We start from the raw sequence: 24,987 nt of genomic DNA, 5'->3' as shown, positions 1-24,987 counted from the left end.
TATTAAAGCAAAACATATCATCTCCTGTTATAATGTAAAATATAACAAGAGATGATATATTTTTGTAAAGAATCAAATTGTTTACAATGATGTTTCTTGTATTGATAATCTGCTCATTATTGAGTATAATATAGAAATAAGTCAAAAATAAGATAGAAATAAGTTGAAATTAAGAATTAAAAAAATTTTTATTCCAATATGGAGGTAACTATGTCTGGATATACTAATGATGAGTGTGAAATACCTAAAATTAAAAGCTATCCAGGGGCAGATAAAGAAATTGCAAGTGAGATTGACTATAGCATAGTAAAAGGAACAGTTTTATTCGACTTGTACCAAAGAATTATGGATTTAGTTTTATCTATAATAGGACTTGTGATAGGTTTACCTTTAATAGCAATATTTGGAATTCTTATTAAAATAGAGGACAAAGGACCAATAACTTATAAGCAAGAAAGACTAGGAAAATGCGGGAGAAGATTCTATATATATAAATTGAGATCTATGAGAACAGACGCAGAAAAATTTGGCGCACAATGGGCTGAAAAAGATGATCCTAGAATAACTAAGGTTGGAAAGTTTATTAGGAAAACTAGAATTGATGAGATTCCACAGCTGTTTAATATATTAAAGGGGGACATGGGCTTAATAGGTCCTAGACCAGAGAGACCGAACTTTACTGTTCAATTTAATGAGGAAATACCTGGATTTATCAACAGGCTCGCTATAAAACCTGGGCTTACAGGTTGGGCACAAGTAAATGGTGGATACGAAATCACTCCTGAAGAAAAACTTAAAGAAGATATTTACTATATAAAAAATAGGAGTATATTACTTGACTTTAAGATACTCTTTAAAACTGTTAAAGTAGTATTGACAGGAGACGGAGCTAGATAATTTTAAAATATTAGATTACTAATCAATGAAAAAGCTCTTTAAAAAGAGCTTTTTTATTGTCAAAAAATACAAAAAAGAAAAGGAATGAGAACTTATGATTAAAAAAATTTCTACTATATTATCGTTAGTTTTGTTAATCTCTATTTCTAGTACGATAGGAGTATTTGCAGATGCAAATCCCAAAAGAGAGTTGATAGAAGGGAGTATACCAGAGATTTCGACAGAATTAAATAAAAGAGCATTTAAGGATTCTAAAGAAGTAATTCTTGTAAATGAAGAGTCAATTGTAGATAGTATAAGTGCAACACCTTTAGCATATGCAAAAAATGCTCCAATAGTTGTAACTAAGAGTAAAAATCTTGGTAGAGTAACAAGAAATTATCTAAAAGAACTAGGTCCAGAGAAGGTTACGATAGTAGGTGGTTTAAAGGCAGTATCTAAAGATGCTGAACGTAATATAGAAAAAATGGGAATGAAAGTAGAAAGAATAAGAGGGAAAGACAGATATGATACATCTTTAAAGATAGCTAGAGAAATGTATAGAACAGTAGGATTTGATGAAGCATTTTTACTTAGCTCAACAACAGGATTAGAGAACGCCATATCTGTATATTCTTATGCCGCTAAAAGTGGAATGCCAATAATATGGGCTAAAGATGAAGGGTTTGAGGAACAAATTGATTTCTTAAAAGGCAAAAACCTTAAAAAAATATATGCATTAGGTGATTCAAAAGAGTTTATTGCAGAGATTGATTCTAACTTAAAAAATATAGAAGGAATAAAGCAAATAAATAAGTCAAGTACAAATGTTGATTTAATAAAGAAGTTTTATGATGAAAAAGATATAAAGAAAATCTATACTGCTAGATTAGACTTTGGTAGTAGATCTGATGTAAACGAATATATTTCTTTGGGAGTAGTATCAGCAAAAGAAAATATGCCAATACTGATTTGTAGTGATAACTTAAGTCGTGCACAAGATAAATTCTTGAAAGATAGCAATATAAATGATGTAGTTGAAGTTGGGTATACAGTAGGTGATTATAGTCTATTTAAGAGCATATTTAATCTAACATTCTTATCTTGTATAGTATTAATACTATTATTACTATTGATTACATTTAGGGCACTTAGATATGAGTCGAAATAGTTTTTGATTTATAAGGAAGCTTTTCATAGGTTAAATTTACTTAATTAGAATAATGTTTATAAGCAGTTTTAAAAGTTCTACTTTTAGAGTTTAAATTAGATAAGGAGAAAGAAGATGTCAAAAACAGCTAAAGCAGCATTGTGGATTATGGCAGCCACTATGTTTTCAAAAGTATTAGGTTTCCTTAGAGAACTTGTACTTGCAAATTTCTATGGGACAGGTATGTATGCAGACGTATTTGTATTAACATTAAATATACCTGGTTTAATCATAGCAGTCATAGGCTCTGCAGTTGCTACAACTTATATACCTATGTACTTTGAGACAAAGAAAAGACTCGGAGATGAAGGTGCCTTAAAATTTACTAATAATGTTTTAAATATATGCTATATAATGGCTATAGTAATAGCTATTATTGGGCTTTTATTTACAGAGCAATTTGTTACAGTATTTGCAGCAGGATTTAGAAACGACCCTGCTAAGTTCCAAGCAGCAATATTATTTACTAAAATAATGATTTCAGGAGTTTTATTCCTGAGTGGAAGTAAGATATTTAGTTCGTTTTTACAGGTGAATGACAGTTTTGTAATTCCTGGGCTTATAGGAATCCCATATAATATTATAATAATAGCAGCAATAGCACTAAGTGCAGGTAAAAATGTATGGATACTGCCAGCAGGAGCATTATTGGCTATGGCGAGTCAGCTATTGTTTCAACTGCCATTTGCGTTTAAGAAGTCCTACAAGTATAAGCCATATATAAATTTAAAGGATGAGTCCATAAAAGAGTTAGTCAACCTAGTATTGCCTATGTTGGTAGGAGTAGCTGTTGGACAGTTAAATATATTTGTTGACCGATTATTGGCAACCACTTTGGGTGATGGAAAGTTGTCTGCTCTTAACTATGCAAATAGGCTAAATGAGTTTGTTATGGCATTATTTGTTACATCTATAATAACAGTTATATATCCTAAACTAGCAAAAATGTCTGGTAAAGATAATAAAGAAGGATTTATAAGCACTATTGTAAAATCTTCAAATTGTATTATATTGGTGGTGCTTCCTATATCTATAGGAGCTATTATATTAGCAGAGCCTCTTGTTAGAATATTATTCCAAAGGGGTAAATTTGATGCGTTATCAACAGACCTTACATCTATAGCGCTTAGATTATATTCACTAGGTTTATTGGCTTGTGGAGTAAGAGATGTCTTATATAGGGCATTTTACTCTCTTTCAGATACAAAAACGCCAATGATAAATGGAAGTATAGCTTTAATAATAAATATAGTTCTTAATTTAATATTGATAAGACCATTGGGTCATGCAGGTATTGCTATATCAACTAGTACATCAAACATAATTACAGTTATATTATTATTTATATCTCTTAAAAAGAAAAATGGATATTTTGGAGGGGATAAAATTATAAAGACTGGTCTAAAAAGTTTGGTAGCATCTGGTGTGATGGCAGTAGCTACTTTATTGATATATAATAATCTATATGCATTTATGGGTTCAGGAACAATTAAAGAAATTATATCAGTTGGAGCTGGAGTATTAGGTGGAGCTTCTGTATATACTGTATTGATAGTTTTATTTAAGGTAGAAGAGATGGATTTAGCTTTTGAATTTTTAAGAAAAGGAAAACAAAAACTACTTAGAAGATAGATAATTACCTTGAAATTTTAAATTAGAGTCAGAAAGGATGAAAATATGGATTATAAGAATAATTATGAGATGTGGTTAAATTCTCCTTATTTTGATGAACAAACGAAAAATGAGCTATTAAGTATAAAAGATGATGAAAAAGAAATACAAGATAGATTTTATAAAAATTTAGAGTTTGGAACAGGTGGTTTAAGAGGTATAATAGGAGCGGGAACTAATAGAATCAATATTTATACTGTTAGACGTGCGACACTGGGCGTTTTAAATTATATCATGAAAACTCAAGGAGAAGAAGGTAAGCAAAAGGGAATAGTTATAGCACATGATAGTAGATACATGTCTAGGGAGTTTTGTATAGAAGTAGCAAAGACTTTAAGTGCTTATGGTGTAAAGGCTTATATTTTTGAAGAATTAAAGCCTACACCAGAACTTTCTTTTGCTGTTAGATATTTAAAGTGTGCTATGGGAATAGTAATAACAGCAAGTCATAATCCTAAAGAATACAATGGATATAAAGTATATGACTCAGATGGTGGTCAAATCTGTATAGATATGGCAAATGATATAATAGCAGAAGTTAATAAGATTGATGATTACAGTACTATTAAAAGTATAGATTTTAAAGAAGCTTTATCTAAAAATTTAATAACTATATTAGATAATGAAGTAGATGATGAGTTTATAAAAGCTGTTAAGAAGCAAGTTTTAAGACAAAATATAATAGATGAATACGGGAAAAAATTAAAAATAATATATACACCTATTCATGGTACAGGAAATAAGCCAGTAAGAAAAGTCTTAAATGAATGTGGTTTTGAAAATGTAATGGTAGTTAAGGAGCAAGAATTGCCAGATTCTAATTTTTCAACAGTAAAGTATCCTAATCCTGAAGAAAAGTCAGTGTTTAATATAGCTATTGAAATGGCAAAGAATAATGGCACTGATTTGATAATAGGAACAGACCCTGATTGTGATAGAGTAGGTATCGTTGTAAAAGATTCAAGTGGTGAATATGTAGTCTTAAATGGAAATCAAGTCGGTTCACTTTTAGTTAGATATATATTAGAGAGTTTAGTTGAAGAAAATAAACTTCCTAAAAACAATCCTACAATAATAAAAACTATAGTTACATCAGAACTAGGTGCAAAAATAGCAAAGGCTTATAATGTAGATTGTTTAAATACTTTAACAGGATTTAAATTTATAGGAGAAAAAATAAAAGCGTTTGAAGAAAGCAATGATAGAAGTTTTATAATGGGATATGAGGAAAGTTATGGTTACTTAATTGGAACTCATGCTAGAGATAAAGATGGTGTTGTATCTTCACTTATGATATGTGAAATGGCAGCATACTATTCTTCAAAAGGTATGAACTTGTATGAAGCTTTGATAGATACATATAATAAATTTGGATACTACAAAGAGGACTTAAAGTCAGTAACTTTAAAAGGCATAGATGGAATAAAAAAAATAAAAGAGATGATGCTTTACTTTAGAAGTGTTAAAATAGATAATGTGGCTGATGTAAAAGTAGATAAAATTTTAGACTATAAAGATAGTGTTGATGATTTACCTAAGTCAGATGTACTTAAATTTTTACTTGAAGATGGCTCTTGGATAGCTATAAGACCTTCAGGTACAGAACCTAAAATTAAATTTTACTTTGGAGCAAATTCAGACAATCAAGAAGATGTAGAATTTAAGTTGAACAATTTAATATCTTATATATTAAATGTAGTGGATTCTATATAAAAAGCTAAGGGGAGATAAACAATGAAAGTATACAATGTCATAATGGCTGGAGGAGGAGGAACTCGTTTCTGGCCACTTAGTAGACAAGAAGTACCTAAACAGCTTATAAATTTAAGTGGAGAAGATGCTTTAATAAACGAAACTATAAACAGAATAGATTCTCTAGCAAAAAAAGATGATTTATTTATAGTAACCAATGAGAAGCAATTGGAAGCTTTAAAGGATATAGTAAAAGATAAATGTTTGGATAGTAATATATTGCCAGAGCCATGTGCCAGAAATACAGCAGCAGCTATAGGCTTTGCAGCATTTAACATAATGAAAAAATATGGTGATGGTGTTATGTGTGTATATCCAGCTGACCATTATATAAAAGATGAAAAAGAATTTAAATCTATTTTGGAAAAAGCTATCTATATAGCAGAAAATAATGATAAACTAGTAACTATTGGGATAACTCCTACATTTCCATCAACAGGATATGGATACATAAATTTTAATAGAGAAAATACTATAGAAGATGTTGCATATGAGGTAGTGGAGTTTGTAGAAAAACCAAACTATGAAATTGCTAAAGAATATGTAAACTCTAAAAAGTATGTATGGAATAGTGGAATGTTCGTATGGAAGGTATCTAAAATACTAGAAGATTTTAAGAGATACTTGCCAAAAGTATATGAAAAATTAGAAGATATAAGTAAATACTTAGGAACAAAAGAAGAAATGGAAAAAATAAAAGAAATATACCCAACTATACAATCAATCTCTATAGATTATGGTATTATGGAAAGAAGTAATGATGTTATAGTAGTTCCTGGTGATTTTGGATGGAATGATGTTGGTTCTTGGGATTCTCTAGGTGCAATATATCCAACTGATGATGAAGGTAATATCAAAAGAGGTGAAAATATTACTATAGATACTAAAAATTCAATTATATATTCAGATGACAAATTAATATCGACAATAGGTATTAGTGATTTGATAGTAGTATCTACAAATGATGCAGTTATGGTTTGTAGAAAAGATAAAGCTCAAGATGTCAAAAAAATAGTAGAGCAGTTAAAAGAAGAAGATAGACAAGAATATATGTAGGAGGTGTTCATTTGATTCCTAAAAAAATACATTATGTATGGTTTGGTGGTCCAAAAGGAAATATAGAAAATATATGTATAAATTCTTGGAAAGAAAAGCTTCCAGAATATGAGATAGTAGAGTGGAATGAAAAAAACTTTGATATAGAGAAAGAAATAAAAGGAAATAAGTTTTTGGAAGAATGTTATAAAAGAAAACTTTGGGCATTCATATCTGATTATACAAGAATAAAAGTACTCTATGAACAAGGTGGAGTTTATATGGATACAGATATGCAAATATTAAAGGATATAACTCCTCTTTTAGAAAATAATAGGCTAATCTGTGGGTATGAAGATGATAGAGAGTATATAAATGGTGCTATAATAGGTGTAGAAAAAGGACATCCTTTTTTAAAAGACTTATTGGAGTACTATGAAAAAGAAGTACTTACTTCTTCATTGTTTACAATACCAAAGATAATGACTCATCTTATGGAAAAGAATTATAAGAAGATTGACCTAAATAATTATGAAGAAGGAATACGTGTTTACGACAAAGAATATTTTTATCCTTTTGGATTTAAAGAAGACTTTACACCAGAATGTATAACAGAAAACACTTTTGGGATACATTGGTGGGGAAAAAGTTGGGCTAAAAAGAGAAATTATTTCTTAGAAAGCAAACACTTAACAGGTGTAAATAAGATATGGAAGTGTTGTAAAATATTTGCAAGTAATACTTTACGAAGCTAAAAGGGAGAAAGTAAAATGAAGACTTTAAATGATGATAGAAATATTATGATTAGAAAATATCTTTATATATTTGTTTTGTTTATCATATTACTTAGAAAGTATATGATATCATTTATTGACCCAAATATGGATATAGGGATGATTAAATCAGCGTTATTTTATTCTTCAATAGGAATACTAATGCTACTTTTTTTATTTGATAAGAGAAAAAGTATAACAGAAATGGTACTAGTTGGAGTTTGTGTCTTACTTTATTTATTAAATAGGGAAGGAGCTATATTATTAATCGTTTTATTAGCTGTATCAGCTAAGCAAATAGATGATAAATTTATAGTTAAAAATTATTTAATAATATCGGCATGTTTTTTAATGGTAGCTATATTATTATTTAATCTATTTCCTTCATTAATATTTAATCAGGAAGTCCACTATAGATATATAGAAAAAATAGATATGCTTGTTACAAGAATGGATTTTGGACTTGGTAATCCAAATAGTGTATTTTATCATATGGTTACTATATATGCAGCATATATATTCTTAAGATATAAAGATTATAATAAATGGGATAGAATAATTTTATTTGGTTCTGCATTTTTTGTTTATCAAACCACATATAGTAGAACTGGATTTTTCACTATATTAGCAGGATTAATATTTGTAGAAATAATAAGATGGATAGATATAAAAAAAATAAAAGGACTACCAATGCTCCTAAAGACATTACCGATAATACTTACTTTATTTAGTGTAATTATTGGTAAAGTATTTGATAAAAGCACTTTATTAAATAGATTATTAGCAAGTAGACCTAAGTTCTGGCATGTATACTTGGCTGAAAAGGGGAACTTTCTAAAACCTTTTGGAAATTCATATAGTCCTGCTATAAAAGCAACTAATCCATTAGATAGTTCTTATGTATATATAATTAGTGTACTAGGAGTAGTTGCTTGTATATTATTTATGTATTTGATGTATAAAGGAATAGAAAGCTTTATAGAAAAAGATAAAAAAGCATATTTAGTAGCTTTATTTATATTTTTACTATACTCTTTTGCAGAAAATTTATTATTAGAAGCTTCATTTAGTTTTGCAGTAGTATTACTAATAAAAGAAGTGATATTAAATGATAAAAGGGAAATAGATTTGTGGAAGATGAAAAGTAGGAGGTAGTAATGTTAATATCATTAATAATGCCAACATTAAATAGATATGATGATATATACTTACTTATGGACAGCTTAGAAAATCAAACTTACAAAAACTTTGAACTTATAGTAGTAGACCAAAATGATAATAGCAAAGTTAAAGAAATAGTTGATAAATACATTGATAAGTTAGATATAAAGTATATAAAAAGCTCTAAAAAAGGATTGAGTTATAACAGAAATGTAGGCATAGACAATGCTGTAGGGCAAATTATAGGTTTCCCTGATGATGATTGTGTCTACGAAAATGATACATTAGAAAAAGTTATAAATTTCTTTAATAAAAATAAAGATTATAAAATATACAGTTGCAAAACTATGGATTCAAATAAAGTTGATGCATTTAAGAAAATGTATGATGGAACTTGTGATATCACAAGTTCCAACGTTTTGGATACTATAACATCCATAACTTTTTTTATTGATTTTGAAGGTAAAGACTATACAAGATTTGATGAGAAATTGGGTGTTGGTGGAGAGTTTGGTGCTGGTGAAGAGATAGATTATGTTTTAAACTTATTGAGTTTAGGTTTTAAAGGAAAATACTTTGGAAATGATATAATTTACCATCCTGCAAAAAAACATTCTAAATCTAAAGAAAAGTATCAAAAAGATTATAACTATGGAAGAGGCTTTGGAGCGCTTTGCAAAAAGGAAATAGTCTATAGAAAAAATTATAAGTTTGCAAAAGTTATGGTATCAAAACTTGTAAGAAATATAGGAGGTCTTATATTGAGTTCCAATAGAGATTATCATAGTGCCACTATAAAAGGAAGAATTAATGGATTTAGACAGTACAAGTTATAATGAGGATGGTGTTTATGGACAAGGTTAAATTTTTAATAAATATGCTTTTGGCTTTTTTTATATATCCATTTAATAAGCATAAGTTTAATGGTAGAGATATCTGGCTTATAGGTGGACATTCAGGGGATATATACAATGATAATTCAAAGTTTTTTTATGAGTATATGCTAAAAGAACATAATGATGTAGAAACTTATTGGGTAGTAAATAAAGACAGTAAAGTATTTGATAAAATTCCAGGCAAAAAATTAATAAGAGGAAGTGTAGAAAACTATCTGTATTATTACAATTCAAAAGCTATAGTATTTTCACATGCACCATCAGCAGATATAGCACCATACAATTTTGCTGTACCTGTTCTTAATTATTTTCATAAAAAAACGATAAAAGTGTTTTTAAATCATGGGACTATAAGTTTTAAAAAAAGAAAACCTATGAACAAAAAGTTCAAAAATATTATAGATAACCTATATAAAAGCTATAATATAGTTACAGCAAGTTCTGAATTTGAAAGAAATGTTATGGTAAATGATTGGGGAATGTTAGATGACTCAGTTTATATAATTGGAAATGCAAGATATGACAATTTACCAACAAATGAAGTTGCACAAACTCGAGATATATTATATACTCCTACATGGAGAGATTGGATAAAATTTAGTTCAGGAAAATTTACGGATACAGATTATTTTAAAAATATAATGAATTTTTTAAATGATGACAAATTAAATAAAATATTAGATGAGAAAGATATAAATGTAAAAATTTATATGCATCATCTTATGCATGAGTTTATAGATGATATAAAAGAAAATATAACAGGAAAACGAATTGTGTTTTTAGATAAAGGGGTAACTCTAGCAAATGAAATCAGAAAATCAGCTGCAAATATAACTGATTATTCAAGTGTAGCCATAGACTTTTTGTATATGAATAGACCTATCTTGTTTTACCAATTCGATTTGGATGAATATATGGAAAAAGTTGATTCATATATAGATTTAAAAAGTGAAATGTTTGGGTCTTTGGCTTATAATAATGATGAAGCCGTGAATAAACTTATTGATATTATTGAAAATAATTTTGAGGTTATGGATAACCAAAAAAATGAAAGAAATAAGTTTTTCAGATATAATGATAATAAGAACTGCAAGAGGATATATGATTGTGTATTAAGTAAAATTAAATAAATATTTTATAAATGATGAGGAAGGTAATATGAAGAAGAATTTAGTATCTATAATTACTCCCATGTATAATTCTGAAAAATTTATTGAAGCAACCATAAAATCAGTATTAAACCAAACTTATCAAGAATGGGAAATGTTAATTATTGATGATTGCTCAACAGATAATAGTCCTAATATAGTCAAATCTTATATGCAACAGGATAGTAGAATAAAATGTATAAAGACTGAGACTAATAAGGGTGTCTCTAATGCTAGAAATTTAGCACTAAGTAAGGCAACAGGACAATTTATAGCTTTTTTAGATAGTGATGACCAATGGAATAGTAGTAAGTTAGAAAAACAAGTAAATTTTATGTTAGAAAATGACTATGTAATTTCATTTACTTCATATGAACTGATGGATGAAAATGATAAAAAATTAAACAAAGTAATAAAAGTTCCACCTAATGTAGATTATAGAAGATTATTAAAAGGAAATATCTTAGGATGTCTTACTGTTGTGATTGATAAGTCTAAATTGGATTTTGAAATAAGAATGAGTGGTGTAAGACATGAAGATTATGTTTTATGGTTATCGATATTGAAAAAAGGGCATATTGCTCATGGAATAAATGAAGTTCTAGCATTATATAGAAAATCTAGCAATTCCCTAAGTGGTAATAAAATAAAAGCTGCTATGTGGACTTGGAATATATATAGAAATATAGAAAAAATACCTTTATACAAAGCTATATACTACTTTATTAATTATGGAATAAACGGAATCAAAAAAAGTTAGACAGAGAGGAAGATTTAATTAATGTATAAATATAAATTTACTGTATTTACTCCGACGTATAACAGAGCTCATTTACTTGAAAATTTGTACAATGATTTAAAAGCTCAAACTTATGATTTCAATGATTTTGAATGGTTGATTGTTGATGATGGAAGTAGCGACAGTACTAAAGAGTTAGTTGAAAAATTTATATCAGAAAATAAATTAAATATAAGATATATATACAAAGAAAATGGAGGAAAACATACTGCAATAAATCTAGGTGTAAAAAATGCAGATGGAGAGCTATTTTTCATTGTAGATAGTGATGATGGTTTAATTAAAGATTCTCTTGAAATTGCTAATGATGAGTGGGATTCTTTAGAGAATAAAGAAGGATTTAGTGGAGTTGTTGGACTTTGTGTATATCCAAGTGGAGATTTGATAGGGACAGAAATGCCTGAAGATAAGAAAATATGTCACTTTGCAGACCTATATTTTAAGTATGGCGTTAAGGGAGATAAAAGCATAGTATTTGTAACTGATGAGCTTATAAAATTTCCTTTTCCAGAAAGAAAAGAAGTGAGATTTTTACCAGAAAGTGTAGTATGGAATGAAATGTCTAAATACTATAAAGTTATATGTGTAAATAAACCTATGATAATAAGAGATTATTTGGATGATGGTTTGACTAAGAATATATTAAGTAAAAATGCATTAAGAGGTAGAGCATTAGAGTTTTTATATTTAATAAATCAAAATACATATCCATTAAGTAGATATCCATATATGTGGATAAAAAATTACATAAATTTAGCCAGATACTCATTGTTGTCTGATAGTCATTATTTTGGTGAATTAAGAAAAGTATCTGATAAATTGTTGTATTTAGCATTATTCCCATTAGGATATTACAAATATATTGGACAAAGAAAATTAGTATCTAAGTAAACTTGTTGGTATAGTACTGCTAGTTGCTATATAAGGAGAGTAAAAATATGAATGAGCCTTTAGTATCGATAATTACTCCTGTTTATAATTCAGAAGAGTTTTTATCAGAGACGATAAAGTCAATCCAAAATCAAACTTATAAAAATTGGCAGCTTTTATTAGTGGATGATTGTTCTAAGGACAATTCAAGTGAAATTATAAAAAGTTTTCGAAAAGAAGATGCTAGAATAAAATATATAAAGCTTGAAAAAAATTCTGGAGCTGCAGTATCTAGAAATGTTGGTATTAAGAATGCGGAAGGTCGATTTATTGCATTTGTAGATAGTGATGATTTATGGGATAGTAGAAAATTAGAGATTCAGATAGAATATATGTTAAAAGAAAATGTAGGTTTTTCTTTTACATCTTATAGATATATGAGACAAGATGGGTCAAAAACGAATAAGGTTGCAAGAGCTCCTAAGAAAATTGACTATGAAGGATTACTTAGAAATACTATAATAGGATGTTCTACAGTGGTCATTGATAAGGAGATTGTAGGAGAGTTCAGCATGCCTTTGGTAAGAAGAGGACAAGATACTGCAACCTGGTTACAGTTACTTAAAAAGGAAAAATATGCATATGGGATTCAAGAAGATTTAGTGAATTACAGATTAGTTGGAAATTCTATATCAAGTAACAAGATAAAAGCATTAAAACGAACTTGGAATACTTATAGAAATGTTGAAAATTTAAGTTTACCAAAAAGTCTATATGTATTTTGTTTCTATGTTTTTAATGCCATTAAAAAAAGAGTATAAGTTTTATATACTTGGAGGTAAAAAAATGAAAATAGCTATAGCTGGGACGGGATATGTAGGTTTGGTTACAGGTGTTTGTCTAGCAGAGGTAGGCAATGAAAATGTAGTCTGTGTTGATGTAGATGAACAAAAGGTTAAATCAATGAAACTTGGAATAGCACCTATATATGAAGAAGGCCTAGAAGAACTTATGGTTAAAAATTACAACAGAGGAAGAATAGATTACACTACAGACTATAAAAAAGCTTATGAAGATGTAGATGTAATATTAATAGCTGTAGGTACACCTGAGAGAAGTGATGGCTCAGCCAACCTAGATTATATAAAGGCAGTTGCAAAGCAAATAGCTGAAACTGTGACAAAAGATACTCTAGTAGTAATAAAATCTACAGTTCCAATTGGTACAAATGAAGAGATAGAAGATTATATAAATAGAAACCTAAAAAATGATGTAAAAGTAGAACTTGCATCTAATCCAGAGTTTTTATCACAAGGAACAGCAGTAAAAGATACTCTACATGCTTCAAGAATCGTTATAGGTGTAGAAAGTGAATGGGCTAGAGAAATATTAGAGGAAATCTATAAGCCTTTTAATCAACCTATAATAGTTACAAATAGAAATAGTGCTGAGATGATAAAATACGCATCAAATAACTTCTTAGCTCTTAAAATATCATTTATGAATGATATTGCAAATCTTTGTGAAATAGCAGGAGCTAACATAGAAGATGTAGCTTTAGGAATGAGTTATGATGATAGAATAGGAAGTAAGTTTTTAAAGGCGGGAATAGGATATGGTGGTTCTTGCTTTCCAAAAGACACAAAAGCTCTTCACTGGTTATCTGAACATAATGGTTATGAATTAAAAACAGTAAAAGCTGCAATAGAAGTTAATGAAAGTCAAAAACTTAAATTAGTTAGAAAGGCATCTAAGTTAGTAGAGAGCTTTCAAGATATGAAGGTTGCTGTTTTAGGTTTGACTTTTAAGCCAGATACTGATGATATAAGAGAAGCACCATCTATACCAAATATAAAATATTTGCTCGAAAGAGGGGCAAGAGTTACTGTATATGACCCAATTGGTGTAAATAATACTAAGAAAATATTTGGTGATTCTATACTTTATGCTGATTCTGTAGATGATGCGATAGAAGATGCAGAGATATGTTTTATAATGACAGAATGGAAAGATGTATTAAATTATGATATACATAAGTATAAGGAAAAGATGAAAAATCCTTTAGTCCTTGATGGAAGAAATTGTTATAAAATTAAAGATATGGAAGAGTTAGGAATTGAGTATTATTCGATAGGAAGGTAAATATTATGAAGACTGTTTGTTATTTAGCTGATGGGTCAAATCCTCATACTTTAAAATGGTGTAGTTTTTTTAAAAATAAAGGATATGACATTCATGTAATCTCTTTAAATGGAGGTCACATGGAAGGAATAAAAATTTATAATTTTGGTTCTAATGTAGAAGAACTAAAAAATGAAAATATTTCTAAAAAAACGGGATACTTAGGTTCAATAAAGCAGATAAAGAAGCTAGTAAATGAAATAAAGCCAGATATATTGCATGCACAGTATGCAAGTAGTTATGGATTTATAGGCAGTCTACTTGGGTATCATCCATATATTATTTCTGTTTGGGGTACTGATATTTATGATTTCCCTAATAATGGTTTTATACAAAAACAAATTATAAAACATAACTTTAGAAAAGCAGACTATATCTTTTCAAATAGTAGAGATATGGCTAAAGAGGCTAATAAATATACAGCTAAACATGTAGATGTAACCTTTTTTGGAGTAGATATGGATAGGTTTAAGCCTATGGAAGTAGAAAAAGAAGACGCTTTTGTAATAGGAATTATAAAGAGTTTAGAAAAAAAATATGGAATAGAATATTTAATACAAGCATTTAAGATGCTTAAAGATGAATATAAAGATAAGAAAATAATTCTTAAAATAGGTGGCTCTGGAAGTCAGATGGACAACCTAATAAATTTAGCTAAAGAATTGGGTATAGAAAATGATGTTCAGTTTTTAGGAAGAATATCTCCAGAAAATGTAAGCAAGACTTTTAATTCTTTTGATGTAACTGTATTTCCTTCTTTAAGAGAGGGATTTGGAGTGGCAGCTATAGAATCAGAAGCATGTGAAGTACCTGTTATAGTTACAAATGTAGGAGGACATCCAGAATCTGTATGGGAAAATGAAACTGGCTTAATTGTAGAACCAAAACAACCAGAAGAAATAAAAAATGCTATAATAAAACTAATGGAAAATGATGAACTTAGACTTAATATGGGTAAGAAAGGGCGTCAATTTGTTAGAGAAAATTATGAGGTTAATTTAAACTTTAATGATATAGAAAAAATTTATGATTCTATATTTGATAAATATAAAAAATAAAATGAAAAAATACAGCAAAAGATAGATGTTGTTGGCTATGCTTAGGTGCGTAGCTTTTGCTGTTTAAAGGAGGGCTTCTAGTTATGCGAGAAAGTATAGATTTAGAGAAAGAAAGCTTTTTTAATAGGCTTTTTAAAAAATATAAATTTAGACATTTAACACTATTAATTCTAGATATTTGTAGCGTACTAGTAGCGTTTCGAATGTCTTTAAGCTTGACAGGTAATTTAAATGCATTTACCACTAATGATATAATAATTTCAGTGTGTATATATATAGTACTTCATATAGTATCATTTAGATTGTTTAAGTGCTACAACACATTATGGAGATATGCAGGAGAAGAAGAAATTATATCTATTTTTGTGGCAACTTTAGCTTATTTAATTCCGATTTATATAATAAATAAATTATTAGGGTTTGATTATCCTATAATGTTTTATGTATTAAATACAATATTTATTATAATGTTTACAAGTGGCGCAAGAATAGCCTATAGAGCTATAAGAATAGTCATGAACAAGACATATTCTAGAGGAAAGGTTTCAAATATCCTTATAATTGGTGCAGGAGATGCAGGAGAAATGGTTATACAGGAACTAAAAAGAAATCCAGAACTTAAAAAAGTAGCAGTGGCTATAATTGATGATGATAAAAATAAAATTGGAAGAATAATCCATAATGTGAAAATTGTAGGAACAACTTCAGATATAAAAGATGTGGTAGAAAAGTACAATGTAGATGAGATAATCTTTTCAATAGCAAACATAGAGAAACGTAGAAAAAAAGATATTATTGATATATGTAAAAACACTAACTGTAAAATAAAGACAATACCAGGAATTTACGAAATTATAGATGGAAAAGTTGATATAAAACAGATTAGAGAAGTAGAGATAGAAGACTTGTTGGGTAGAGAGCCTATAAAAACAAATTTAAGAGAGATAAGTAATTACATTGAGGGAAAAGTAATCTTAATAACTGGAGGAGGAGGCTCAATTGGTTCAGAGCTTTGCAGACAGATTGCAGGATTTAATCCTAAAGAGCTTATTATAGTTGATAATTATGAAAATAATGCTTACTCAATACAACAAGAATTACTTAGAAAATATAAAAATAAATTAGATTTAAAAACAGTAATAGCATCAATAAGAGAAGAAAAAAGAATGGATGAAATATTTAATAAATATAAACCAGAAGTGGTATTTCATGCAGCAGCACATAAACATGTTCCTCTTATGGAATCGAGCCCTGGCGAAGCTATAAAGAATAATATATTTGGAACTTTAAACATAGCTGGCTTGTCTTCAAAATATAGAGCTAAGAAATTTGTCCTTATATCTACAGATAAGGCTGTAAACCCTACTAACATAATGGGAGCTACTAAAAGAGCTGCTGAAATGATTATACAGACTATGAATGCTGAAAGCCAGACTGAATTTGTTGCTGTTAGATTTGGAAATGTGCTTGGTAGTAATGGTAGTGTAATTCCACTTTTTAAGAAGCAAATTGAAGATGGCGGACCAGTGACAGTTACTCATCCAGATATTATTAGATATTTTATGACAATACCAGAAGCAGTAGGCTTAGTCATACAAGCTGGGGCTATGGCTAAAGGTGGAGAAATATTTGTACTTGATATGGGAGAACCTGTAAGAATATTGGATTTAGCAAAAAACTTAATTAAATTCAGTGGATTTGAGCCAGATGTTGATATAAAAATTGAATTTTCTGGTCTTAGACCAGGAGAAAAGTTGTATGAAGAACTACTTATGTCAGAAGAAGGTCTGTTGGATACAGAGCATAAAAAGATTTTTATTGGTAGACCAATAGATGTTGATAGAGAAAAAATAACAAAATACTTAAAACTTTTAAGAGAAATTACTAACAATGAAGAGGTTGAAAAAATAGATGGTATTATGAGGGAATTAGTGCCAACTTATATTAAACCAGAAGATGCTAATATCAAAGAAATTGCAACAACTAGAGAAAAGTAGAATATATTTCTAATTTGTAACCAGGGGGAGCAAAAAGAAACAAATATATACTAAAAAGAAACAAAAGATTACAAAAAGATTACAAAAAGATTACAAAAAAGGTTGCAATTTATTTTGATGTAAGATAGAATGTTAATTAGGAATTGGAAACGAAGGAACAAAATGTTAAATTTTCGAAAGGATTAGGTATTTGAGATTATGATGAATATTAAAAATAAAAAACATATATTGAAAAAATTTATAGCTATGGTGTTAATAGCAGGAGTTGTCACAGTAGAAGCAGGAGCAATAACGGCTAGTGCAGCAGAGCCAACTAATTCACCTATGAGTGCAACAGTAGACCAGTGTGATTTTTTAAATGTAAGAAGTGGAGCTAGTGCAAATGATGCAGTAGTAGGAAAGATAAACACAGGAGACAAAGTTGAAGTTTTAGAATTACATTCAAATGGATGGATTAAAATAAAAAGTGTTGACAATGTTACAGGATGGGTAAATGGAGATTATTTAACTATTCAAGGTGGAAATGTAGATGCAAAGGTACAAAATGTTTTAAACTTAGCATTTAAGCAACAAGGTAAGCCATATAAATGGGGAGCAACTGGACCAAATTCTTTTGATTGTTCTGGGTTCACTTCTTATGTCTATAAAAATGGAGCAGGAGTTAATTTACCAAGAGTATCAAGATCACAAGCAACAGTAGGAAAGAAAGTATCAAGAGCAGAATTAAAACCAGGAGATTTAGTTTTCTTTGGTTCAGGTGGTTCAATAAATCACGTTGGATTGTATGTAGGAGATTCTAAATTCATACATTCACCACAAACAGGAGATGTAGTAAAAGTTACTAGCATGGCTCCAGGAACTAATTATGCAAAAAGACTTATAACTGCTACACGTGTTTTACAATAATAATAGATATTGATTTACATAGGATTGAATATTAACATTAAATATATAATTACATTTAATGTTTTACATAGAGATTTAAGAGTTTAGTAATATTAAAATAGTGATGAACGTTATAAAAACAGCAAAGAAGATAAATTTCTTTGCTGTTTTTTTTATAATAAATTATTTCATATTATAATCAAATATCAAATATAAATTTTAACTATATTATTCAATATTTGACAGATAATATGAATTTTAGATATACTTAATAAGAAGTATATTGTAGAAAAAATAAATTTAAAAAATTAAGGGGGATGAAATGAAAAAAATAAGTATATTAGTATTATCATTGATAATGACACTTACTATGTGTAGTGTAAGTTCATTTGCTGATTCATCAAATGATAAGGAAATGAGAGCTGCTTGGATATCTACAGTTTATAATTTAGACTGGCCTAAGACTAAGAATAATGAAGCCAAGCAAAAAAAGGAATACACAGATTTATTGGACAAATTAAAAAGTGTAGGAATAAATACAGCAGTGGTTCAAGTAAGACCAAAATCAGATGCTTTATATAAATCAAATATAAACCCATGGTCTGAATATCTTACCGGTACACAAGGTAAAGACCCTGGATATGACCCATTACCATTTTTAATAGAAGAAGCACATAAAAGAGGAATGGAATTTCATGCATGGTTTAATCCATATAGAATAACTATGGCAGATGAGAGCATAGATAAATTGCCAGCAAATCATCCAGCAAAGAAAAATCCAAGCTGGGTAGTTAAACATGGAAATAAGTATTACTACGACCCAGGTTTACCAGAAGTTAGAAAGTACATAGTGGATAGTATAGCAGAAGTAGTTCAAAATTACGATATAGATGGAGTTCATTTTGATGATTACTTCTATCCAGGAGTAAGTTTCAATGATACTGCAACATACCAAAAATATGGAAAAGGACAAAATAAGGATAATTGGAGAAGAGAAAATGTAAATACTCTACTTAGAGATGTAAAAGCGTCTATAAAGAGTATAAAGCCTAATGTTGTATTTGGTGTAAGCCCAGCAGGTATATGGAGAAATAAGAGTAGTGACCCAACAGGTTCAGATACATCAGGTAATGAAAGTTATGTAGGTACATATGCAGATACAAGAGCATGGATAAAACAAGGATTGATTGACTATGTAGTTCCACAACTTTACTGGCCAATTGGTCTTAAAGCAGCAGATTATTCTAAATTAGTGGCATGGTGGGCTAATGAAGTAAAAGGAACAAATGTAGACTTATACATAGGACAAGGTATATATAAGCAAGGTCAATCGAGTTATGGTGGACAAAATATAGCAAAAGAAATAGTACAACAAGTAACATTAAATAGAAAGTATAGTGAAATAAAAGGTAGTATGTATTTCTCAGCTAAAGATATAGCAAATAGTACTTCTATACAAAAGGATTTAAAGAGTTTATATTCTAGTAGTGAAGAACCAGTTACTCCACCATCTAATGTTAAAGTGGAGAAATTAAGAGGCGACGAAAGATATGACACAGCAGTAGCAATAAGTAAAAAAGGTTGGGCTACAAATTCAGATACAGTAGTATTAGTAAATGGGTACTCTATAGTTGATGGTATAACATCAACACCACTTGCTACATCAAATGATGCTCCTATACTATTGGTAAATAAGGATAATATACCTACATCCACTAAGAATGAGTTAAAAAGACTTAATCCAAGTAAAGTTATTTTAATTGGAGGAAATAACTCTATTGGAGATAAAGTTGAGAGTGAGATAAAAGATACATTGTCAAATGTATCAATAAATAGAGTTGGTGGTTCAGATAGATATAGTACATCTTTAATGATAGCAAAAGAATTAGTAAAAACTAATCCAGTAGAAAAACTATATATAACAAGTGGTACAGGTGAAGCAGATTCTCTTTCTATAGCTTCAAAAGCAGGAGAAGAAAAGCAACCAATAGTATTAGTATCAAAAGATAATGTAAGTGATGAAGTTTACAATTGGATATCAGATTTAAAAGTAAAAGATGCTTATTTTATAGGTGGTAATCTAAGTATATCTGATTCAGTAATAAATAAGCTGGATAAGGTCATTACAAATGATGTATCTAAAAATAGAATAGCTGGAGAAAATAGAGAAGAAACAAATGGAAAAGTAATACAAAAATTCTATCCAAATGCTGAATATTCATCAATGTTTGTAAGTAAAAGTAATCAATTGGTAGATGCATTAACATCAGGTCCTTTAGCAGCTAAATTAAAATCACCAGTAGTTATGCTTGGAAATAGTGTAACATCTGCTCAGAAAACTGCTTTAGAGCCTAAGAAAACTACTCTAGTATACGAAGCTGGAGATGGTATAAATCAAAACACATTAAACACTTTCTTAAACTTAGTTAAGTAATAAAAAAGTTAATTTAAAATACAGAGTATTTTATAAATGTAGATTAAAATGAAAATTATCATGATAAATTAGAAAATAAAAAAGAACTATATGCATTTTGTAATCAAGTGTACACAGCAACTTGAAAATAATTATGCGATATAGTTCTTTTTTAGTAATTAATCTTATACTTTTTAATAAACTTTATGTTGAATTTTTTATTGTTTAAACTCTATGTCATTAAATATAAAATCGTGTAATATGTCTAAAGTATCTGGGTCAAATCTAAGAACCCATCCAGCTTTTCCATATATACCACCTGTACTGTGAATTTCATCATCAATAGGAAATTCAAATTGCTTAATATTTAAGTCACCCATTTTTAAAACTTGAGCTCCTAAAGAAAGTATTGCATTAGGCTTCATGTTAGTTTTAACATATGGAAGAACTGCATCTAATAAACCTGGATATTTAGTAACAGGTAAAGTTTCCGTTTTCTTGATTATAGCTTGTATAATCTGTCTCTGTCTGCCATCTCTAGCAAAGGCTGTATCGTTGTGTCTGATACGTGCAAAAGATAGTGCCTGATATCCATTTAGAGTCTGCTTTCCAGAGTTTCTAATGTATTGTATGCTACCTTTATCATCACTTTTATTCCATTTATAAGTTTCAGGAATAAATTTATTTAGTTCTCGTATTTCTCCTTTTTCAACAGTAACCTCAACGCCACCAATAGCATCAATTATATACATAAATGATTCGAAATTAACACAAGCATAATTTTGAATATCAATATTAAAATTCTCTTCAATTGTTTGTATTAATAAATCAGCTTGTCCATAAGCATAAGCATGAGTAAGTTTTTGTTTACCATGACCAGGGATGTCTACATAGCTATCACGAGCTAATGATGTAAGTTTGATATCATTGTGTTTGTTATCAATAGTAAGTATCATCATAGCATCTGACCTTGAAGAATCTTCATTTGGTCTAGCATCTGTTCCCATAAGTAGTATGTTAATTATCCCATCTTCATTTTTATGGTCATTGTTATCCAATAAATCACTACTTATGCTCGAGTCATGAATAGCAGATAATTTATAATAAAAATATCCATAGACACTTATAGGGAATATTACTACCAAGAAAGCCAGTAGTATAACAAATTTCTTTAATTTTGACAAAAGTACCCCTTCTTTCTTCTTTTTCCTGTATATTTTTTAATAGCATACACTTAATTATATTAAAGTATTGAGATATATTCAATACTTGTTTCAGTTACAAAAAAAAGACAATGATATAATTTATAAGAAAATTTATCGACCTATATATATAGTTAAAAGTATATATAATATATTTTTTAAAAGTAATTTATATTTTAAAATAAAAACACACCCCATAAATACAAAATAATTTGCATTTAAGAGGTATGTATTTATCATCAAATTATTGGTTTGTTTTGGAATTTCTAATCTTCAACCATAATATCTTTAAATATGAAATCATGCATTGCATCTAGTTCATATTCCTCAAAAGGTATTACATAGCCTGCATTACCTATTTTTCTACCATTTTCAGTAGAAAGAGGAAACTCCATAGATTTCAAATTTAAATTTCCTATACTTAAAAGTTCTTTTCCTAAAGATATTATTTCATTAGGATTCATATTAGTTTTTACATACGGAAGTATTGTGTTAACTAGATTAGGATATTTAGTGACTGGTAAATCCTTAACACCATTTATTAAACTCTGTATAACACTTCTTTGTCTTCTATCTCTTTCATCTGTGCTATCATTTTTTCTTATACGAGAAAATGCAAGTGTCTGATATCCATTTAATTTTTGCTCACCAGAATTTCTTATATATTTAAGAGAACCTTTATTGTCATTTTTATTCCATTTATAAGTTTCAGGAATAAATTTATTTAATTCTCTTATTTCACTCTTATCAACAGTAACAGTAACTCCACCTAAAGCATCAACTATATCCATAAAAGAGAAAAAGTCAACTACGGCGTAGTTTTGTATATCAAGTTGGAAGTTTTCTTCTATAGTTTCTATTAATAAGTTAGCTTGTCCATATACGTAGGCATGTGTTAATTTTTGTTCTCCACGTCCTGGTATATTAACATAAGTATCTCTATTTAATGAAGTTAGCTTAAGACTTTTATTTTTATTATCAATAGTAAGTATCATCATGGCATCAGAACGAGAAACTTCTTCTCCTGGTCTTGCATCTGTACCTAACAATAATATGTTTGTGATATTTTCTTCGTTTTTATAGTCATTACTACTAAGCGCCTCTGTATTTATACTATCATCTTGTATAGTTTTTAATTTAGTAAAAACATATCCATATATACTAACAGGAAATGCTATAACTAAAAGGGCTAGAAATATAACGAACTTTTTGAGTCCTGACAATAATATCCCCTACTTTCTAAATTTTTTAATTACACATAGTTAATTATATTAAAAATTTGTTACATAAGCAATAAAAAACACAATAAATTAGCATAAGTTTGTCATAATATAATTATTTTTATAGTATTTTATAGAAGAAAGTGTGTAGTTATTATTGATTTTATTGGAATATAATTGTATGAAGACTTAAATTTTTATAAACTAATGTGTATATTGAAAAAAATATTTTCCTGAATGTAGTTATAGCATCTTATGAAAGGTGCAAATTGTAATTTAAAATTTTTAGTGTATAATAAGAATTGAAAATTCAAACCGATAAAAATTAATAAAAAATAATTATAAATTAATAATTTGGGGGAGGAAATGTATGATAAAATTAATAGCAACAGATTTAGATGGAACTTTGTTAGATGAAAAGAGCGAAATAAATCCAGAGTTTTATAAAGTATTTAAAAAATTAAGAGAGAGAGGGATAATGTTTTCTGCTGCTAGTGGCAGGCAGTATCAAAATCTTATAAAAAAATTTGAAGATATAAAAGATGATATGATGTTTATATCAGAAAATGGAACACTAGTAGTATATAAAGGAAAAGAAATATTATCAAATCCTTTAAATAAAGAATTAGTAAATGAAATCATAGAGACAACAAGAAGTATAAAAGGGAAAAAAATTGTAATGAGTGGGAAAAAATACGCTTATATAGAAAGCAAAGATGAAGCGTTTATACAAGAGGTCAGTACTTATTATGCAAAGTTTAAAATTGTAGAAGATTTGACGAAAGTAGAGGGAGACATATTGAAGATAGCTGTATTTGACTTCAAAGGTGCAGAACATAATAATAATATCTACTTTGAAAAGTTTTCTGATAGAGCTCAAGTATGTATTTCTGGAGTGGAGTGGCTTGATTTAACTGCAAAAGGTGCAAATAAAGGGAGTGCCATAAAAAAAGTACAAAAAATGTTAGATATAAAATATGAAGAAACTATGGTATTTGGTGACCAGTTAAATGATGTGGAAATGATGAAAAGTGCCTATCATAGTTATGCCATGGAAAATGCAAATGAACATTTGAAACAAATTGCTAGATTTAGAGCAAAAAGAAATACTGAAAATGGCGTTGTAGATAAGATAAAAGAGGTTATAAAAATTGGATAGTCATATGTATAGATGAAAAAGATTATTTTGAAGAAATCAAAAAAATATCAATGTAATTTTGATAAATAAGTTTATTTATGCGAAAATTACATTGATATTTAATAAACATCAATAATAGATATTTATTTTTTTATGATATTCAGTATTTTGTTTTCTATTTGAGTTGCATTTTCAGCAGAAATTAAATAAACATATCTACCTGCCTTCTCAATTATAGTATTATTTGCTATTTCAGAATTGATTTTTTCTCCATGTCCTTCTCCAAAAGGTGCTTGTATCATATCTTTTTTATAATTTTCTAGAGTTTTATAGATTTTATCTACCTCGTCAGTTTTTATAACGATAATATCTTCTAGAGATAATTTTTCAGAAGAATTAATTACAAAACCTTGAATTATGTCTTCCTCTACATCATTAAAATAGTTAAAATCCTTTGCATCAAAGATTTTTGATTCCTTTATAAGTAAATCAGAAGATTTTAATGCTTTTTTTATTTTTGATGTAGAAACGTTTTTGTAATCACCACTTGAAGAACAACTAACCATTCCTAATGATAAGATTATCGAAAAAAACAATATTAAAATTTTTTTCATGATAAACCTCCAAGTTTTTTAAACTCTGTCTTAAATTAGTTTACTACATAATTATATAAAAATAAATGTATTTAATGTTACAGTTTTG

21 protein-coding genes are annotated in these 24,987 nt (G+C 28.5%); 18 read left to right on the top strand and 3 right to left on the bottom strand.

Features of this window, described 5'->3' with window-relative positions; all coding sequences use genetic code 11:
• The first annotated feature begins 210 nt into the window (after window positions 1–210).
• The 17 genes from CDIF1296T_RS14675 (at window position 211) to CDIF1296T_RS14595 (ending at window position 20,746) form a co-directional block, all read left to right on the top strand.
• Window positions 211–897 carry a sugar transferase gene (locus tag CDIF1296T_RS14675; protein ID WP_009891044.1) on the top strand — a complete coding sequence of 229 codons (687 nt, stop codon included), beginning with the start codon at window positions 211–213 and terminating at the stop codon, window positions 895–897.
• A gap of 94 nt (window positions 898–991) precedes the next feature.
• Complete coding sequence (locus CDIF1296T_RS14670) at window positions 992–2,047, top strand: cell wall-binding protein Cwp7 (RefSeq protein ID WP_004454105.1); 1,056 nt, start codon at window positions 992–994, stop codon at window positions 2,045–2,047.
• Between the two features lie 114 nt (window positions 2,048–2,161).
• Window positions 2,162–3,718, top strand: coding sequence for a murein biosynthesis integral membrane protein MurJ (gene murJ / locus CDIF1296T_RS14665; RefSeq protein ID WP_004454106.1), 1,557 nt, complete (start codon window positions 2,162–2,164; stop codon window positions 3,716–3,718).
• Between the two features lie 45 nt (window positions 3,719–3,763).
• Window positions 3,764–5,470, top strand: a complete 1,707-nt coding sequence (locus CDIF1296T_RS14660) for a phospho-sugar mutase (RefSeq protein WP_009897940.1) — start codon at window positions 3,764–3,766, stop codon at window positions 5,468–5,470.
• 21 nt (window positions 5,471–5,491) lie between these two features.
• Window positions 5,492–6,565: a mannose-1-phosphate guanylyltransferase gene (locus CDIF1296T_RS14655; RefSeq protein WP_003426511.1), complete on the top strand. Its 1,074-nt coding sequence runs from the start codon at window positions 5,492–5,494 to the stop codon at window positions 6,563–6,565.
• 11 nt (window positions 6,566–6,576) lie between these two features.
• Window positions 6,577–7,299, top strand: a complete 723-nt coding sequence (locus CDIF1296T_RS14650; RefSeq protein WP_009897939.1) for a glycosyltransferase — start codon at window positions 6,577–6,579, stop codon at window positions 7,297–7,299.
• A gap of 15 nt (window positions 7,300–7,314) precedes the next feature.
• A complete protein-coding gene (locus CDIF1296T_RS14645) occupies window positions 7,315–8,472 on the top strand; it encodes a hypothetical protein (protein WP_009897937.1) in 1,158 nt (385 codons plus the stop codon).
• A 2-nt stretch (window positions 8,473–8,474) separates the two neighbouring features.
• Entirely contained in the window at window positions 8,475–9,314 is an 840-nt protein-coding gene (locus CDIF1296T_RS14640; RefSeq protein WP_009897935.1) for a glycosyltransferase family 2 protein, read from the top strand.
• A gap of 14 nt (window positions 9,315–9,328) precedes the next feature.
• Window positions 9,329–10,504, top strand: a complete 1,176-nt coding sequence (locus tag CDIF1296T_RS14635; RefSeq protein ID WP_009891031.1) for a CDP-glycerol glycerophosphotransferase family protein — start codon at window positions 9,329–9,331, stop codon at window positions 10,502–10,504.
• A gap of 28 nt (window positions 10,505–10,532) precedes the next feature.
• A complete protein-coding gene (locus CDIF1296T_RS14630; protein ID WP_003422862.1) occupies window positions 10,533–11,282 on the top strand; it encodes a glycosyltransferase family 2 protein in 750 nt (249 codons plus the stop codon).
• Window positions 11,283–11,303: 21 nt separating this feature from the next.
• On the top strand, window positions 11,304–12,212 hold the full coding sequence (locus CDIF1296T_RS14625; protein ID WP_004454111.1) for a glycosyltransferase family A protein: 909 nt from the start codon (window positions 11,304–11,306) through the stop codon (window positions 12,210–12,212).
• A gap of 47 nt (window positions 12,213–12,259) precedes the next feature.
• On the top strand, window positions 12,260–13,012 hold the full coding sequence (locus tag CDIF1296T_RS14620; protein ID WP_003426498.1) for a glycosyltransferase family 2 protein: 753 nt from the start codon (window positions 12,260–12,262) through the stop codon (window positions 13,010–13,012).
• On the top strand, window positions 12,966–14,333 hold the full coding sequence (locus CDIF1296T_RS14615) for a UDP-glucose dehydrogenase family protein (protein ID WP_004454112.1): 1,368 nt from the start codon (window positions 12,966–12,968) through the stop codon (window positions 14,331–14,333). The genes CDIF1296T_RS14620 and CDIF1296T_RS14615 overlap by 47 nt, the downstream gene beginning before the upstream one ends.
• 5 nt (window positions 14,334–14,338) lie before the next feature.
• Window positions 14,339–15,430 (top strand): glycosyltransferase, encoded by a 1,092-nt coding sequence (locus CDIF1296T_RS14610; protein ID WP_003431768.1) that lies wholly within the window; start codon window positions 14,339–14,341, stop codon window positions 15,428–15,430.
• 83 nt (window positions 15,431–15,513) lie between these two features.
• Window positions 15,514–17,427, top strand: coding sequence for a polysaccharide biosynthesis protein (locus tag CDIF1296T_RS14605; protein ID WP_009897930.1), 1,914 nt, complete (start codon window positions 15,514–15,516; stop codon window positions 17,425–17,427).
• Window positions 17,428–17,625: 198 nt separating this feature from the next.
• Complete coding sequence (locus tag CDIF1296T_RS14600; RefSeq protein WP_003431770.1) at window positions 17,626–18,333, top strand: C40 family peptidase; 708 nt, start codon at window positions 17,626–17,628, stop codon at window positions 18,331–18,333.
• A 301-nt stretch (window positions 18,334–18,634) separates the two neighbouring features.
• Window positions 18,635–20,746, top strand: a complete 2,112-nt coding sequence (locus CDIF1296T_RS14595; protein ID WP_009897928.1) for a cell wall-binding glycosyl-hydrolase Cwp19 — start codon at window positions 18,635–18,637, stop codon at window positions 20,744–20,746.
• A gap of 197 nt (window positions 20,747–20,943) precedes the next feature.
• Here the strand turns inward: CDIF1296T_RS14595 and CDIF1296T_RS14590 are convergent, their stop codons facing one another.
• On the bottom strand, window positions 20,944–21,909 hold the full coding sequence (locus tag CDIF1296T_RS14590; protein WP_004454115.1) for an LCP family protein: 966 nt from the start codon (window positions 21,907–21,909) through the stop codon (window positions 20,944–20,946).
• Window positions 21,910–22,193: 284 nt separating this feature from the next.
• The gene (locus CDIF1296T_RS14585; RefSeq protein WP_004454117.1) at window positions 22,194–23,150 is read right to left on the bottom strand and encodes an LCP family protein; all 957 of its coding nucleotides are present in this window, start codon (window positions 23,148–23,150) and stop codon (window positions 22,194–22,196) included.
• A 367-nt stretch (window positions 23,151–23,517) separates the two neighbouring features.
• Here CDIF1296T_RS14585 and CDIF1296T_RS14580 point away from each other — a divergent pair, with 367 nt between their 5' ends.
• On the top strand, window positions 23,518–24,306 hold the full coding sequence (locus tag CDIF1296T_RS14580) for an HAD family hydrolase (RefSeq protein ID WP_004454119.1): 789 nt from the start codon (window positions 23,518–23,520) through the stop codon (window positions 24,304–24,306).
• A gap of 122 nt (window positions 24,307–24,428) precedes the next feature.
• Here the strand turns inward: CDIF1296T_RS14580 and CDIF1296T_RS14575 are convergent, their stop codons facing one another.
• The gene (locus tag CDIF1296T_RS14575) at window positions 24,429–24,899 is read right to left on the bottom strand and encodes a DUF4358 domain-containing protein (RefSeq protein ID WP_009891020.1); all 471 of its coding nucleotides are present in this window, start codon (window positions 24,897–24,899) and stop codon (window positions 24,429–24,431) included.
• Window positions 24,900–24,987: the final 88 nt, after the last annotated feature.

This window comes from Clostridioides difficile ATCC 9689 = DSM 1296 (assembly GCF_001077535.1).
Classification (GTDB): Bacteria; Bacillota; Clostridia; order Peptostreptococcales; family Peptostreptococcaceae; genus Clostridioides; species Clostridioides difficile.
This window is presented reverse-complemented; position numbering and strand designations above follow the sequence as displayed.